This is a genomic window from Thermoleptolyngbya sp. PKUAC-SCTB121 (assembly GCF_016919485.1).
Lineage (GTDB): Bacteria > Cyanobacteriota > Cyanobacteriia > Elainellales > Elainellaceae > Thermoleptolyngbya > Thermoleptolyngbya sichuanensis.
In genome coordinates this window covers 4,647,556-4,662,632 of sequence record NZ_CP070366.1, presented here as the reverse complement: position 1 = coordinate 4,662,632, position 15,077 = coordinate 4,647,556, and the positions used below count along the sequence as shown (strand labels likewise).

Annotated in this window: 11 protein-coding genes and 1 pseudogene; 6 read left to right on the top strand and 6 right to left on the bottom strand. The window is 55.7% G+C overall.

Annotated features, from left to right (window positions below):
* Positions 1-328: 328 nt before the first annotated feature.
* Positions 329-1,045 (bottom strand): response regulator transcription factor, encoded by a 717-nt coding sequence (locus tag JTM80_RS19025; protein WP_172355373.1) that lies wholly within the window; start codon positions 1,043-1,045, stop codon positions 329-331.
* A 1,171-nt stretch (positions 1,046-2,216) separates the two neighbouring features.
* On the opposite strand from JTM80_RS19025, the gene JTM80_RS19020 reads away from it, so the two are divergent.
* Positions 2,217-2,813 carry a CPP1-like family protein gene (locus tag JTM80_RS19020; protein ID WP_228721745.1) on the top strand — a complete coding sequence of 199 codons (597 nt, stop codon included), beginning with the start codon at positions 2,217-2,219 and terminating at the stop codon, positions 2,811-2,813.
* 71 nt (positions 2,814-2,884) lie between these two features.
* Here JTM80_RS19020 and JTM80_RS19015 read toward each other — a convergent pair whose 3' ends face one another.
* Together JTM80_RS19015 and JTM80_RS19010 are read right to left on the bottom strand one after the other, a co-directional pair.
* Complete coding sequence (locus JTM80_RS19015) at positions 2,885-3,658, bottom strand: HAD family hydrolase (RefSeq protein ID WP_172355377.1); 774 nt, start codon at positions 3,656-3,658, stop codon at positions 2,885-2,887.
* A gap of 204 nt (positions 3,659-3,862) precedes the next feature.
* The gene (locus JTM80_RS19010; RefSeq protein ID WP_205370096.1) at positions 3,863-4,456 is read right to left on the bottom strand and encodes a diheme cytochrome C; all 594 of its coding nucleotides are present in this window, start codon (positions 4,454-4,456) and stop codon (positions 3,863-3,865) included.
* A 795-nt stretch (positions 4,457-5,251) separates the two neighbouring features.
* Between JTM80_RS19010 and JTM80_RS19005 the strand changes: the two genes are divergently transcribed.
* A complete protein-coding gene (locus JTM80_RS19005; protein ID WP_172355381.1) occupies positions 5,252-5,752 on the top strand; it encodes a GNAT family N-acetyltransferase in 501 nt (166 codons plus the stop codon).
* 365 nt (positions 5,753-6,117) lie between these two features.
* On the opposite strand, the gene JTM80_RS19000 is transcribed toward JTM80_RS19005, so the two are convergent.
* The gene (locus JTM80_RS19000; RefSeq protein WP_205370095.1) at positions 6,118-8,292 is read right to left on the bottom strand and encodes a glutamine synthetase III; all 2,175 of its coding nucleotides are present in this window, start codon (positions 8,290-8,292) and stop codon (positions 6,118-6,120) included.
* A 265-nt stretch (positions 8,293-8,557) separates the two neighbouring features.
* Positions 8,558-9,532 carry a polyphosphate kinase 2 gene (gene ppk2 / locus JTM80_RS18995; protein WP_172355385.1) on the bottom strand — a complete coding sequence of 325 codons (975 nt, stop codon included), beginning with the start codon at positions 9,530-9,532 and terminating at the stop codon, positions 8,558-8,560.
* A gap of 267 nt (positions 9,533-9,799) precedes the next feature.
* On the opposite strand from ppk2, the pseudogene JTM80_RS23615 reads away from it, so the two are divergent.
* Positions 9,800-9,883 (top strand): annotated as a pseudogene (locus tag JTM80_RS23615) (aspartyl protease); the annotation flags it as partial.
* 94 nt (positions 9,884-9,977) lie between these two features.
* On the opposite strand, the gene radA reads toward JTM80_RS23615, so the two are convergent.
* Entirely contained in the window at positions 9,978-11,498 is a 1,521-nt protein-coding gene (radA, locus tag JTM80_RS18990) for a DNA repair protein RadA (RefSeq protein WP_172355387.1), read from the bottom strand.
* Positions 11,499-11,984: 486 nt separating this feature from the next.
* Between radA and rpaB the strand changes: the two genes are divergently transcribed.
* The 3 genes from rpaB to JTM80_RS18975 all read left to right on the top strand — a co-directional run bounded on the left by rpaB (position 11,985) and on the right by JTM80_RS18975 (position 14,995).
* On the top strand, positions 11,985-12,716 hold the full coding sequence (gene rpaB, locus JTM80_RS18985; protein WP_197673308.1) for a response regulator transcription factor RpaB: 732 nt from the start codon (positions 11,985-11,987) through the stop codon (positions 12,714-12,716).
* A 201-nt stretch (positions 12,717-12,917) separates the two neighbouring features.
* Positions 12,918-13,991 (top strand): phosphate acyltransferase PlsX, encoded by a 1,074-nt coding sequence (plsX, locus tag JTM80_RS18980; RefSeq protein WP_172355389.1) that lies wholly within the window; start codon positions 12,918-12,920, stop codon positions 13,989-13,991.
* Complete coding sequence (locus tag JTM80_RS18975) at positions 13,991-14,995, top strand: beta-ketoacyl-ACP synthase III (RefSeq protein WP_172355391.1); 1,005 nt, start codon at positions 13,991-13,993, stop codon at positions 14,993-14,995. The genes plsX and JTM80_RS18975 overlap by 1 nt, the downstream gene beginning before the upstream one ends.
* The last annotated feature ends 82 nt before the right edge of the window (positions 14,996-15,077 follow it).

Here is a 15,077-nt window from a genome sequence, read left to right as displayed (position 1 = left end):
TGTTTTGCCTTAACTCTTACTCATCGCTTCTTCATCAAAGAAAGCTGAAATTAAAGCACATACAGCGCTTCCGAAGCCAGTTCCCCAGTCAGTAAACTCAGCAAGGGGGCCCGAAAGCTGCGTTTTTCCAGGGCAGTCTTCCACACCTCACTAGGGCAGGAGATGCCGCTAGGAATCCCCAACCCCTTGGGAAAGAGGAGTGCAGAGCAACGCCGTCCATAAAGAAGAGTGCAGAGAAGCAAAGAGTGCAGAGCGATCGCCCCACACTCTCCCCAAGCCCTACAATTCTAATTCTGCGACTTCACGAAAACAGCGATTCAGACGAGGCTTAGGAAGCAGCCTCTTCTCCTGCTGTGTCAGGAGCCTCAAACTTATAGCCTACACCACGTACAGTTTGAATTAGATTGGGCTGCTGGGTGTCAATTTCAATCTTCTTGCGGATTTGCCCGATATGAACATCAACCACCCGCTGATCGCCCACATACTCGTAATCCCATACTTTTTGAATCAACTCTGCCCGCCGCCACACGCGACCGGGGTGACTCGCCAAAAAATGCAGCAAATCAAACTCCAGCGCCGTTAGCGGCACCATCTCGCTGTTCAGCGTCACCTCACGCCGTACCGGATCGATGGATAATCCGTTGAACGTGAGGCACTGCTGCTCCGCTGCTGTGACCGGGCGCTGCCGTTTCAGAATCGCCTTTACACGCACCTCTAGCTCCGCCAAACCAAACGGCTTGGTGAGATAGTCATCCGCGCCCTTAGAAAACCCGTGGATTTTATCAGCCTCGTCAGCGCGACTGGTCAGCATCAACACAAACACACCCGTCCGGCTCTGCATCTCTTGACAAAGCGTGTAGCCTGTTGCGTCTGGCAGGTTGACATCCAAGATCACCAGGTCGGGATTGAACTGTTCAAAAATCGCCATTGCCCCTTTGCCATCTTCGGCGGATTCGACCTGATAGCTGTGGGTGGAGAGAAAACGATGCACCAGCGTACGAATGTGACGGTCATCGTCAACGACAAGAATCTTGGCTGAAGCCATGACTGTAACCTTGGGTCGATGAATAGAGGGACGTTGAGTGAAATTGTAAATGTAAACCCTAAACTGAAACTTTTGGATCAAGAGCGAATAAAGAAGCAAGCCAGAGCGGGTGGGTAGATTCTGGTAGTCCACTGGCCAGCCCCAGCGCCAGTCTCCGCCATGCCCCTACTTACATTAAGCAGCCCCAAAAAAACGTATCCGCATAGAAATCTGTAGTAGTCGCAAATAGTTGCACTTAAGCGTAAAACAAATTTTGTTGATTATGTGAGGGATTATTGTGAGGACATTAAAGATCCGCTATGGATAGGCGCGGGCTTGCTAGAGATTGCCTCGGAGAGAAGGGGCTTGTATTGTAGACGCATTTGCCTGGTAGAACCGGGTGGCTACACTAAGGAATCATGGGGGTGGGACGAGGGAAGGGAGATGCAGGTAGAATTTAAACCTGACCTGATCAGTTTAAGCACAAAAACCGGGGCGATCGCCAGTCGGAGCGTTGCTGTTTAACTCAGAAGTGTTCAACTCAGAAGTTGAGGGTAGTGTGGGTTTAGCACCAGTGAACTCAGGAGCAGTGGATTCAAGAGCTATAGTTTAAGTAGTTTAAGTGGCATCTCGAAGTTCAGTGACATCCTGAAACTCTAGTGTTAGACCATAAGTGGTAGACCACAATTGTTTGACCATCGTGTTTGAATCATGTGTTTGACTCATGGGTTTGACTATTGGATGCTGGATACTTGACCCAGATGCCTGACTACAGTGAGTGGCTCTGGGACAGGCAGCCTGTAATCGGTGACTAAATAGATAACTGGGAATTGTTAGCGCTGGAGCAACCCAAGTGCTTGTCAGCAGCATAGATTCAGCAGGAGTGCCTGACTAAACCTGGCGTTCAGTACTCAAGGTCAAACGATAATGGTCGAACTGTGCCTAAGCCTGAGACTTGCAACCCGGATAAAGGAGAACTGGCCCTGGGCAAGTTCTCGATCTGATGCTTTTCCGCTGTCTGCTGCTGACTGCTATCTGAACCTTGCTGCCAATCATTTCTGAAACGAAATTGATTGTAATATTAAGCTCCGTCAATTTTTTGCACTAAGGCCGCGACTGATACTATTCATCATAAACGACGATTCATAATCAATTATCGTGGGGATTCGGCTGGAGGGCACGAATGGAGGACATGAGCCACTACGAAAGACTGGGTGTAGACGAAACAGCGACGTTTGAAGAGATTCAGGCGGCGAAGGCGCGTTTGACCCAGGAGCATGAGGGCGACCCACGCACACTAGAGGCGATTGAAGCATCCTACGATGCAATCCTGATGGATCGGCTGCGACAGCGACAGGAGGGCAAGATCAAGGTGCCCGATCGGATTCGCTTTCCTGAACGGACTGCCGAGCCACCGCCAGATTTTGCGCCTGCTGTGCCCAGCCCTTCCCCCAATTGGCTTCGGCAGTGGATTGACACACCCAGCCGCGCCGATATTCTTTGGCCAGGCGGATTGTTGCTAGGGGCAGGGCTGCTTGGCCTTAGCTCACCGTCTCTGGCGCTGGCGCTGGGCGTAGGGATTAGTATTTTCTTTTTGAACCGCAAAGAGCATAAGTTTGGACGAGCATTTCTACTGTCGCTGGCAGGGCTGCTGCTGGGCGTGCTGCTGGGGATGGCGCTGGTGGAGGCGATCGCCCCCCAGCTTGCCCAGATTAACTTGGGCGGGCCTAGCGCCGCCGCTATGATTGCCCTGTTTATCCTCTGGCTGATCAGCAGTTTCCTGCGCTAGCGGTTCCCAGCGCTAAAGTAGGTGTCGCTGCCTTGCCCAATCTCACTCTGTATTCTCGATATTCCACTACGCTAGCGGTTCCCAGCGCTAGAGTAGGTGTCGCTGCTGCCTGCATTTTGCCAGGCGATGTCTTTCCGAACTGTGCTTTCCCAGCCTGCGTGTTGCACGATCACGTCAAGGGCTTCGGCGAAGTTATTCACAATCCAGTCGGGCTGGTGTTTGCTGAGCTGAGTGCGATCGCGGATGCCGCTGAGTACGGATACAACAGGGATGCCGTGGGCCTTTGCTGCGGCGACGTCGGCTTCGGTGTCGCCGATCATCCAGTTTTCTGCGGGGGGCAGTTCGCTGAGGGCCCGCTGCATTAGCAGGGGCTTGTCCTGCACGTCAGTCGTTTTGACGTAATCATTGCTGAGACAGTAGCGGCGATCGCCCCCAAAGAATCGTCCCAAATTGCACCGCTGAAACGCCTCGTCTAGCTCGCTGGTGCGTCGCATGGTCATCACCGCCAGATCAATGCCCGCCTGCTGAATGCGCTCTAGAGTTTCTACTGCGCCTGGAATGGGCGTGTCGTAACTCAGGTAGGGAGGCGTGTGAACCGTGTTTCGCCGCATCCGGGCAAAGTCTTGAGCCTGTAGCTCGTCCAGACCGGACATTTGACCAATTTGGCGCTCTGGCACCTGCGATCGCTTGAGTTGCCAAAACTCCGCCTTAGACAATCGCTTGACCGTCTGCCCCGGACGGCGCACCTGCTCCAGGCAAACCTGATAGACCTGGTAATAGCGCTCCGACACGTCCATGATGGGCCCATCAAAATCTGTGATGATTCGTAATTTTTTTTGAACCATTGCTCTGTTTTATGAACTTTAATTACAGATTAGCCCGAAGAAGAGGGAATCGGGTAACCTCTTTGAGTATTTATACTCTCTTGCTAAATCCTAATCAAAAACAATCAAAAGGGCCAGTCTTCGCGTAGTTTGGAGACTGGCCTTTTGATAAGAGGCTCTCGTAAGAGGTTCACCCTTGGTTATCAGGGCAGATAAAGCAGGGGACTATTCCCTCGCCTGCCATTCTGGGCTGAGGCGACGGAAGTTGAAATCGATAGCGGCGGGATGGCAACTGATGCAAGAGCCAAAGGAGAGGGGTTCGGGCAGCTCTACGCCGGGATGGAGCGCTCTCATATAGCGGGATTGGGCAAACCGAGAGGGAACGGTTTCGTTTTGCACAATGGAGCGCGAAGAGGCACGCACATAGTTCCACATGATGCGACGGGCAGGGTCTTGCAGTGGGGTGATGACTGTGCCGTAGTGCTGGGGCGTTTGCAGAATGGCCGCCCAGGATTGCAGCGGCATCACCTCCGGCGGCGGGGCAAAATGGCAGCCGGAGCAGTTTTGGAAATAGAGTCGCTGTCCAAGCTGGAGTTGTGTGGGCACGACATCGACGGTGCCGATTTCGACCGTGTTTGCCGGAGGGGTGGCGGCGATCGCCCGCTCCGTTTCCTGTGCCCCACCTACCTGCGACAATCCCCAGCCCAGGCTGAGGCTCCAACCCAAGACCAGCGCCAGCACAAGCGATGTCCGCCTGGCCCGGCTCAGGAAACGGCGAGAGCGGGATGAGATCGACTGAAGAAGCTGCTGGATTGCCATGAGGTCTCTCGAACACTAGAAATTGAAAGAAATTAAAATTTGGGAGTTTTGGGCTTGGGAGTTTTGGGCTTGGGAGTTTTGGGCTTGGGAGTTTTAGCCAAAGGTGGGCTGTGGCTTGGGCGCATCCCCGTTATGCAAGTTTGCCCTCATCCTCCAGCCCCTTCTCCCTTTTTGGGAGAAGGGGGGCCGGATTGGAAGTCCCTCTCCTACTTTGGGAGAGAGGATGAGGGTTACAAAAGTGGGATACACCCTGTGGCTTGAGTATAGATAGACGGACGGAATGCGGAAATAGATCCCTGAAACCGAACTCCCTGAAACCGAACTCCCTGAAACCGAACTCCCTGAAAACAAATCCCTACAGTTCCCCAAAGTCAACGCCTGGAACCCAAACCTCTGACGGGTCATTCTGTCATGAATTCCCAACGAATGGATGCTTTTTTGGGGTGGTTTTGAGCGGGCGACAGAGGGGCGATCGCCCTTTTATCAAGCGTTTCAGCCCATTTACGCGACCGGATCACCGGGTAGCATTCGTCTGGCTGGGTGAGGCACGTTTTGAGTTACATGCCGTAATGTATTGGCAGCGATGTCACTCCGGCAAGCAAGCGCTGCGAAACTTGTCTGGGATTTGATTTTGCTGGCCTGTTGATTAACCTGTTCTATCGGAACCTTGAGGTAGCCGGAGATGCTGCCAACGGTCTTCACCTGTTTGACGGAATTGCTTGACGGAATTGCTTGACGGAATTGAATGTTAATTGGACGTAATTTGACCTAAGGGAATCAAGGAGTTTTGCCGAAATGGATTGCAGCCACGTTCAGTTTTGTATACACGACTCCTCTGCACAGACCGCTGCGGCCCGCGAGATCGACCTGCACCAGCTTCAGGATTTGTTTAACGTGACGGCATTTTGGGCGCAAAACCGACGCATCGAAGACCTGGCCACGGCGATCGCCCACAGCAACCCAATTGTGACAGCCTGGGATGGCGATCGCCTCATTGGGTTCTCTCGCGCCACATCCGACGGCGTGTATCGCGCCACCATCTGGGACGTGGTGATTCACCCTGACTATCAGGGCGCAGGGCTGGGCCGCAAGATGGTGGAAACGGTGCTGATGCATCCCCATGTCAACCGGGCCGAGCGCGTTTATCTGATGACCACCAACGAGCAGCGGTTCTACTCTCGCATCGGTTTCGAGGAAAACCAGACGACGACGATGGTGCTATTTAATCAGCCCGTGTCGCAGGAGGGGCTGCCTGCTATGGTCTACATGGCCGAAGTCTCAAAGGAGGAGTCCTAGAGGCATCCTCAGGGAGGTGTCCCCAAAGTCTCTAGGGCCAGGGATTCGGGCGATCGCGGTTCAAGACTCCAAAGCTCGCCATAGGCGACTAAATTTGACCAGATTCAGGGAAAATTTAGGGAAAAGGCGCACCTTCTTGGATAAGTGCGCCTTTTGTCACTATTAGGAGTAGTCTCGTTAGGAGTAGTCTCGATCGGGAGTAGTCTTGGTTAAGAGTCGTCTCGCGCTTCTCGTCGAAGTCCCGGTTCCCGTGGAAGGCGCTGTCTAGACAAACGCCTTGCACTTGGATTGTCCGCGAATTGCCCATCTCGCACCCTGGCTAAATCGGGCACAGCAGGGGCAGGAGAAAGCGCTACTTGATGACGCTACTTGATGAACAGCATTTCCTGATACTTGGGCAGGGGCCACAGGTCGTCTGCCACCTCGTCCTCCAGCGCATCGGCATAGCCGCGCACCCGATCCATGAGCGGACGCAGGGTTTTAGCGCAATACTGCATATGCTCCTCGGTGGTGGCGAAGTCATGAACAGCAAGGGCGCTGCTGAGTTCGCCGACGGTGGTCATCATTTTGCTAGTCAGGTCAGAGATTAGCTCGACGTTGGCGGTTTCAAAGGGCAGCCCGATGGTTTTCAGGCTGGCGATCGCCCCCGCAATCTCCGACAAATGGCGCAGCACAGCGGGATAGATTAGCGTCTTCGTCATGCTAATCACCAGCTTGGCTTCCATATCGATCACGCGGATGTATTGCTCCGAATAGGTTTCAAACCGGCTTTCCAGTTCTTTCTCCGACAGCACACCAGTTTTGACAAACAGTTCCTTGATGGATTCTGTTTTCAGCATGGGCAGCGCGTCGGCCGTCGTGGGCAGGTTCAGCAAGCCCCGCTCCTCTACCGCCATCCGGTGCCACTCAGCAGAGTAGCCGTCGCCGCCAAACACCACCGCACCGTGCTGCTCCATCACCTCCTTGAGGATGTTGTAAGCAGCGGCATCGAGGGATTTGCCCTCGCCCAGCTCGGCTTCTAGCCGATCGGCAACCCAAGTGAGGGAGTCGGTCAGGATGGTGTTCATGGCCACCAGCGGGCCCGACACGGACTGGTTTGACCCAACAGCACGAAACTCGAAGCGGTTGCCCGTGAAGGCAAAGGGAGAGGTGCGGTTGCGATCGCCCGGATCTTTGGGAAACTCCGGCAGCGTGTCGATGCCCAAGTTCATCAGGCCAGGTCGCATTGACCCCTGCACATCGCCATTTTTGATCTGCTCATACACGTCTTCAAGCTGCGAACCCAGATACACCGAGATAATCGCAGGCGGCGCTTCGTTTGCGCCCAGGCGGTGGTCGTTGCTGGCCGTCGCCACGACAGCCCGCAGCAGCGGCCCATACTGATGCACCCCGCGAATCACCGCGCCGCAAAACAGCAAAAATTGCAGGTTTGCATGGGGCGTGTCGCCCGGATCGAGCAGGTTGCCCTGGGTGGCATTGCCCACCGACCAGTTGACGTGCTTGCCAGAGCCGTTGATGCCCGCAAACGGCTTTTCATGCAGCAAACAGACAAACCCGTGCTTCTTCGCCGTATTTCGCAGCAGGGTCATGGTCAACTGCTGGTGGTCGCTGGCCACGTTCGCCGCCTCAAAATAGGGCGCAATTTCAAACTGACCCGGAGCCACCTCGTTGTGTCGCGTCTTGGCCGGAATGCCCAGCCGATACATCTTTTCCTCCACGTCCTGCATGAACACCTGCACCCGTTCAGGAATCGCGCCAAAGTAGTGATCATCAAACTGCTGTCCCTTGGCAGCGGGCCGGCCAAACAGAGTACGCCCCGCCAGCAGCAGGTCAGGACGGCTGTGGGCAAAGTGGGCATCCACCAGGAAATATTCCTGCTCTGCACCGCAGCTAGAGTTTACGGGAGCCACGTCGGTATGGCCGAGCAGTTTCAAGAGGCGAGTGGCCGCCTTGCTCATGGCCGCATTCGACCGCAGCAGCGGCGTTTTCTTGTCCAGCGCCTCGCCCGTCCAGGAAATGAACACCGTGGGGATGCAGAGGGTCGCGCCGTTGTCCGTTTCCATGATGTAGGCAGGACTGGTGACATCCCAGGCCGTGTAGCCCCGTGCCTCAAAGGTGGAGCGGATGCCGCCGTTGGGGAAGGAGGAGCCATCGGGTTCGCCCTGCACCAGCACCTTGCCCGTAAATTCAGTGATGGCCGTGCCGTCGGATTGCAACGAAATAAAGGCATCGTGCTTTTCCGCCGTGATGTTGGTCATCGGATAAAAGACGTGGGCGTAGTAGAGCGCTCCTTTGGAGATAGCCCAGTCCTTCATGGCGGCGGCCACGATACCTGAAATTGACACATCCAGCTTGCCGCCCGTCTGGATGGTGTGTTTTAGCGAGCGAAACACTTCCTTAGGCAGGCAGGCCTGCATTTTGTTGAGGGTGAACACGTCCACCGCCCACAGGTCTTCTAGGCGGCTGGGCACCTTGGGGGCGACGGGCTGGCGTTCGGTGATTTGACAGATGGTTTGAAACCGTAGCTCGTTAGCACTCATACAGCAATGTACCTTGGTTTGTTTGAAGGTGAGTTGAACAGTCAGCGGGGCTGGAAATCTCTTCAGCCCCAGAGCGTCTCTGCTGGTTTCTGGGGACTGAACAGTTGCAGAAAAATCAGAAAGGCGATTATTAGAAGGTAATCAGAAAGGCATTGGCATTGAACCTGCATTGAACCTGCATTGAACCTGCATTGAACCTGCATTGAACCTGCATTGAATTTGAACTTGCATTCAAGGCGATAGGCGCGTGCGTCGATCATCGCTGCTAGTAAACGTGGGGCACGAAGAACTGCTCGTTGCGGGGCGATCGCACGTAGTCGTGGGGCGCAATCTGGCGGGGCGGCAGTTCCATTTGCTCCGGTGTCATGTCTACATAGGGAATCTTGGACAGGACATGGTGCAGGCAGTTGAGGCGGGCCCGCTTTTTGTCGTCCGCTTCGACCGTGAACCACGGCGCTTCGGGAATATTGGTCTTGGCAAACATTGCATCTTTGGCCTGGGAATATTCCACCCAGCGATCGCGCGATTCTAGATCCATCGGACTCAGCTTCCAGCGCCGCGCCGGATCGAGCGTCCGCGACTGAAACCGCCGCTCCTGCTCTTCATCGCTGACGGAAAACCAGTACTTCAGCAAGATAATGCCGGAGCGCACCAGCATCCGCTCAAACTCTGGGCAAGAGCGCATGAATTCCTGGTATTCCTCATCCGTGCAGAAGCCCATCACCCGCTCTACACCCGCCCGGTTATACCAACTGCGGTCAAAGCAGACGATCTCGCCCGCCGCAGGCAGATGGGCGACATAGCGCTGAAAATACCACTCGGTCTTTTCGCGATCGCTCGGTGTACTCAACGCCACCACACGACAGCCGCGCGGGTTGAGCGGTTCGGTGATGCGTTTGATCGTGCCGCCCTTGCCCGCTGCGTCGCGCCCCTCAAACAAAATCACAATCCGAGCGCCTGTGTGCTTCACCCAGTACTGCATCTTGACCAGTTCAAGCTGCAACCGAGCCAGTTCCTTTTCGTATTTTTTGCTGGAGAGTTTAGAAATACCCTCCTGCTCAGAGGGGCGATAAAGCGCGTTTGAACTGGAGAGATTTGCCCGCTTCTCTGGCGCGAGACTCTTCTTTTTCTTTTTCTTCTTGCCCTTTTTGGAAGCAGCTTCTCCTATCAGCAGGGCTTGTCCCGCAGGCCGCCCATCCTGACTCGCGCTCTTGCCTGCGTCCAGACTTGTGCTGTGCATGGCTACATCCTCCAAAGCCGCAGAAACTTTACAGATTGGGACAGATCGGGCTGATAAGACCAGCCCAGAGATAGCGATCAGAGTAAAATACGCTAAGTTTTAAGCATCGCCCCAAGATAACGCCATGACCTGGGGAAAAAAGTAGCAATCGCAACGTAAATGCAAAAAACTGCGGATTTTGGCTTGGAATTCAGAAAAGCTCCAATATTTGGCGATCGCCCACCCATCTACAAGCCGGAGCGCCCACCCATCTACAAGCCGGATTGACTACCCGGCAGACAGAATGCGCTGCTGGGCATGATTCCGCTGGAGGCGCTGGGTCTGGAGCCAGATTTGCAGCATCAGCAGTTGAGCAGTTGCAGGCACTGCCGATTACGCCAGAGCAAACTTATCTGAGCGCGGTTTCGCATCTGAGCGCAGTTTTGCAGGTTCCCTCACGCCCGACTCATTCTTGCCCGCTCTTTTGGGTAGACAGGTTACCGCTGGTCAGGGCAACCGCGATCGCATCCACCACCCGCGCCACGGGAATAATGTCGAGTCCCAGTCCCGGATGCTCCGCCTGACTGGCCGGCACGATCGCCCGCTTGAATCCCAGCTTGGCCGCTTCCTTCAGCCGCAGCTCCATCTGCGACACCGAGCGCACCTGGCCGCCCAGCCCCACTTCGCCAATCAGCACTGTGCCCGGATCGACGACGCGATCGCGGAAACTGGCCGCCACGGCGATCGCCACGCCCAAATCGGCGGCGGGTTCCGACACGTTAATGCCGCCCGACGACGCCACGTAGGCATCCAGCTTCGACAGGGGAATGCCCACGCGCTTTTCTAGCACTGCGAGAATTTGCAGCAGTCGATTGTATTCAATGCCCGTGGCCGTGCGGCGGGGCGACGGATAGCTCGTCGGGCTGGCCAGCGCTTGCAGCTCCACCACCAGCGGGCGCGTCCCTTCGCAGGCGACGATGGTGGCCGTGCCGGGGGTTTCCTCATCGCGATCGCTCAAAAACAGCGCCGAGGGATTTTGCACCTCCTCCAGCCCGCGATCCACCATTTCAAACACACCCAGTTCATTGGTTGCGCCAAAGCGATTTTTCACCGAGCGCAGCAGGCGGTGGCTGGCAAAGCGATCGCCCTCAAAATACAGCACCGTATCCACCAGATGCTCCAGCACCTTCGGCCCGGCGATCGCCCCTTCCTTCGTCACATGCCCCACGATGAACAGCGTGATATGCTCCCGCTTTGCCAGTTGCATCAGCGCCGACGTACACTCGCGCACCTGCGAGACCGACCCCGGAGCCGAATTGAGCGTGGCAAAATAGAGCGCCTGGATACTGTCAATCACCGCCACCGTCGGCCGCAGCGACTCCAGTTCAGAAAGAATCGTCTCTAGGTCAATTTCCGGCAAAAGATAAAGGGAGTGGAATGTTGAGGCGTTGGCCTGCTGTAGCAACAGGGTGATAGGGTCTTGAGTTTTCTCTTTTCTTTCTTCCCCTATTTTCACCCCGCTCCCCACGCCTAGCCGCTGCGCCCGCAGCTTCACCTGCTGCCCCGACTCTTCGGCACAGACATAGAGAACCCGGTGCTGCGCCGCAAGCTGATTGGCCACTTGCAGCAGTAGGGTAGATTTGCCGATGCCCGGATCGCCGCCCACCAGCACTAGAGAACCAGGCACAATGCCGCCGCCCAGCACCCGATCCAGTTCGCCGTAGCCGGAGGCAATGCGGGTCTGGGGATGGTCGGAAATTTCGGGGAGGGTGAGCGCGGCGATCGCCCTTGGTTCCCCCTTGGAATTGGCGCTGGCCCGTTTGGGCGATCGGCTCACGGCTCCCATCGCGGTCTTGGCGCTGCTGGCTGGTGCAACAGTCTGCTCCACCAGCGAATTCCAGCTTCCACAAAAGGGACACTTGCCAAAATATTGCGGCGAGTCTGCGCCACACTCATTACAGACATAGCTTGTTCGAGGCTTGGGCATAGCAGCAGACCTGGTCAGCACAAAAATTAAAGTTCAGTGAGAAACTTAGTGAGAAGTTTAGTGAATTCAGGGATTTACTCAATCAATACACCCAAGAAAGCGGATCGTCCGCCTGCTTCCGCCTGCGTTCACCTCCCTCAAAGGGGCGATCGCCAGTCCCAAAGAATCAAAGTTCCGTCCTGGTAGGGGCTATCCCAACGGCTCCATCTCAGAGCAGCAATTTTCGACGTAAGCCCAACTTATAGCCCAACCCCACAAAGACAATTTGAAACCCTTCGAGATTAATGTTTCTTAATGTGAAACGAGGCGAAATCTTTCATAGATTTATTACTATCTGAGAGTTCGCAAGAAATGTTAAAAAACTCTGAAATGTAGGGAGATTGGGAATTTCACGCGCTCAAGACAGGCCCATAGGCTACTATTGTTAATGATAGTCTGGGAAGAATTAACTATCAAAAATAATCGCTTCAAGGAGTGTTGACTAAATTGGAGAATCACAAAGAAAAAATTCTGGTCGTTGACGACGAAGCCAGCATCCGACGCATTCTTGAAACTCGTCTCTCCATGATTGGTTACGATGTCGTCACCGCTGCCGACGGCGAAGAAGCGCTAGAAACCTTCCGCCATTCCGATCCAGACTTGGTTGTGCTGGATGTCATGATGCCCAAGCTCGACGGCTATGGGGTTTGCCAAGAGCTTCGCAAAGAGTCCGACGTACCGATCATTATGCTGACGGCCCTGGGCGACGTGGCTGACCGCATCACCGGGCTAGAACTGGGTGCAGACGACTACGTGGTCAAACCCTTCTCGCCCAAGGAGCTAGAGGCCCGCATCCGCTCGGTGCTGCGCCGAGTAGAAAAAACGGGCACAACGGGTATTCCCAGTTCCGGTGTTATCCAAATCAACACGATTCGGATTGATACCAACAAGCGCCAGGTCTACAAGGGCGACGAGCGGATTCGGCTGACGGGCATGGAGTTTAGCCTGTTGGAGCTGCTCGTTGGGCGATCGGGCGAACCCTTCTCCCGCTCCGAAATCCTGCAAGAAGTGTGGGGCTACACGCCAGAACGCCATGTCGATACCCGCGTGGTCGATGTTCACATTTCTCGACTGCGGGCTAAGCTCGAAGACGACCCCAGCAACCCCGAACTCATCCTCACGGCACGCGGAACAGGCTACCTGTTCCAGCGGATTGTGCCGCCGGGTGAAGTGGAGTAATCTTGCGTCTCCGTTGCGCCTGTCTCTCGCATCTTTGAGCTAATGCATCTGAAACTAATGCACCTTCTATCAATGCACCCCAATGCGCTGATCCGGTCTGTAAAGACTCAGGGCAAAGAATTCAGGGCACTCCGCTGACTCGCTCCGGTTTCCGGTAGAGTCCATCTGATAAAATTTGTGAGGTTTCTATAACGTTGATCGATGGGTTCAACTCGAGCACGGATTGCCGTTGATGCAATGGGCGGGGACTTTGCCCCGGTGGAGATTGTTTTGGGTTCCCTGCGGGCCCAGGCAGAGTTAGATGCAGATATTCTGCTGGTCGGCAAGCCCGATCAGATTCAGGAAGCGCTCAAGCACCATAGCGTGCCTCCCGGTTTGGAAATTGTGCCAACGGAAGACATGGTGGAAATGCACGAGGAGCCGCTGACGGCAATTCGTCGCAAGCCCAATGCTTCTATTAACGTGGCGATGGATTTGGTGCGCCAGGGCAGGGCCGACGCGGTGGTGTCTGCGGGGCATTCGGGTGCGGCGATGGCGGCAGCGCTGCTGCGGCTAGGGCGGCTGCCGGGGATTGATCGGCCGGCGATTGGGGCGGTGCTGCCTACGATGACGGCTAAGCCCGTGCTGATTCTGGACGTGGGCGCAAATGTGGACTGTCGGCCCAAGTTTCTGGAACAGTTTGCCGTGATGGGGTCGGTTTATTCCAAGTACGTCCTCGGCATTCCAGAACCCAAGGTCGGACTGCTGAATATTGGCGAAGAGTCTTCTAAGGGCAACGATCTGGCAGTTCGTGCCCATCAAATGCTGCAAGAAAATTCGCGGATTGCCTTTATTGGCAACGCAGAAGGCCGCGATGTGCTGTCGGGCGACTTTGATGTGGTAGTGTGCGACGGCTTTGTGGGCAATGTGCTGCTGAAGTTTGCCGAGGCGGTGGGCAGCGTCATGCTGCAAATTGTCCGCGAGGAGTTGCCTCAGGGTTTGAACGGCAAGCTGGGTACTGCAATGCTCAAGCCGAACCTGCGCCGCATTAAGCAGCGGATGGATCACGCTGAGCATGGGGGTGCGCTGCTGCTGGGCGTAGCGGGCATCTGCATCATTAGCCACGGCAGTTCTCAGGCTCCTTCGATTTTCAATGCGATTCGGATGGCAAAGGAGGCGGTCGATCATGGCGTTTTGGGCCGGATTCGGGCGCAGTATGAATCGCCAGAACTGGCAGTTGCAGATGGGCAGTCGTCGCTGTCGCGCGGCGGTGAACAACCAGAGAGTGTTGAATAATGGCGCAACGAGTTGGAGCGGGGGTGGCGATTACGGGCAGCGGCTCTTCAGTGCCGGAGCGCTATCTCGATAACGAAGCCCTGAGCCGAGTGGTGGACACTTCGGATGAATGGATAGCCTCTCGCACGGGCATTCGGCAGCGGCGATTGGCAGATGCAGCAGGCTCTCTGCGGGCGATCGCCACTCAGGCGGCCCAGAATGCTCTGGACATGGCAGGGGTAGCGGCCTCAGAGATTGATCTGATCGTGCTGGCGACTTCTACACCCGATGATCTGTTTGGCTCTGCCAGCCAGATTCAGCATGATCTGGGCGCAACGCAGGCAACGGCCTTTGACCTGACGGCGGCCTGTTCGGGCTTTGTGTTTGGGCTGGTAACGGCGGCGCAGTTTATCCAAAATGGCGTGTATCGCAAGGCGCTGATCATCGGCGCGGATGTGCTGTCGCGCTGGGTGGACTGGAGCGATCGCCGCACCTGTGTCCTGTTTGGCGACGGGGCGGGTGCGGTGGTGATGGAAGCGAGTGAGCGCGATCGCCTGCTGGGGTTTGAACTCCGCAGCGATGGCACCCTGAACCACTGCCTGAACCTGGCCTATCAGGGGCAGGATAGAGAACTGGTGGACGGAGTGGCGATCGCCCAGGGTACATTTCAGCCCATCACGATGAACGGACAGGAGGTGTACCGTTTTGCCGTCAAGCGGGTTCCCGAAGTCATCGAGAAGGCGCTATTTCGGGCTGAACTGACGGTCGATCAGATTGACTGGCTGGTGATGCATCAGGCAAACCAGCGAATCCTTGATGCCGTTGCCGAGCGTTTGGGCATTCCCAGCGAAAAGGTCATCAGCAACATGGCCAGCTACGGCAACACTTCTGCTGCGTCTATTCCCCTAGCGCTGGACGAGGCCGTGCGGCGGGGCGATATCAAGCCTGACGACATCATTGCCACGGCAGGCTTTGGCGCAGGATTGACCTGGGGCGCGGCGGTGTTTCGCTGGGGCGCAAGTTAGGCGCGAGTCAGGCGCGAGTCAGGCGCGAGTTAGACGCGAATTAGACAATTAGAGTTCTGATCACAGTTTGGATCACGGTCTT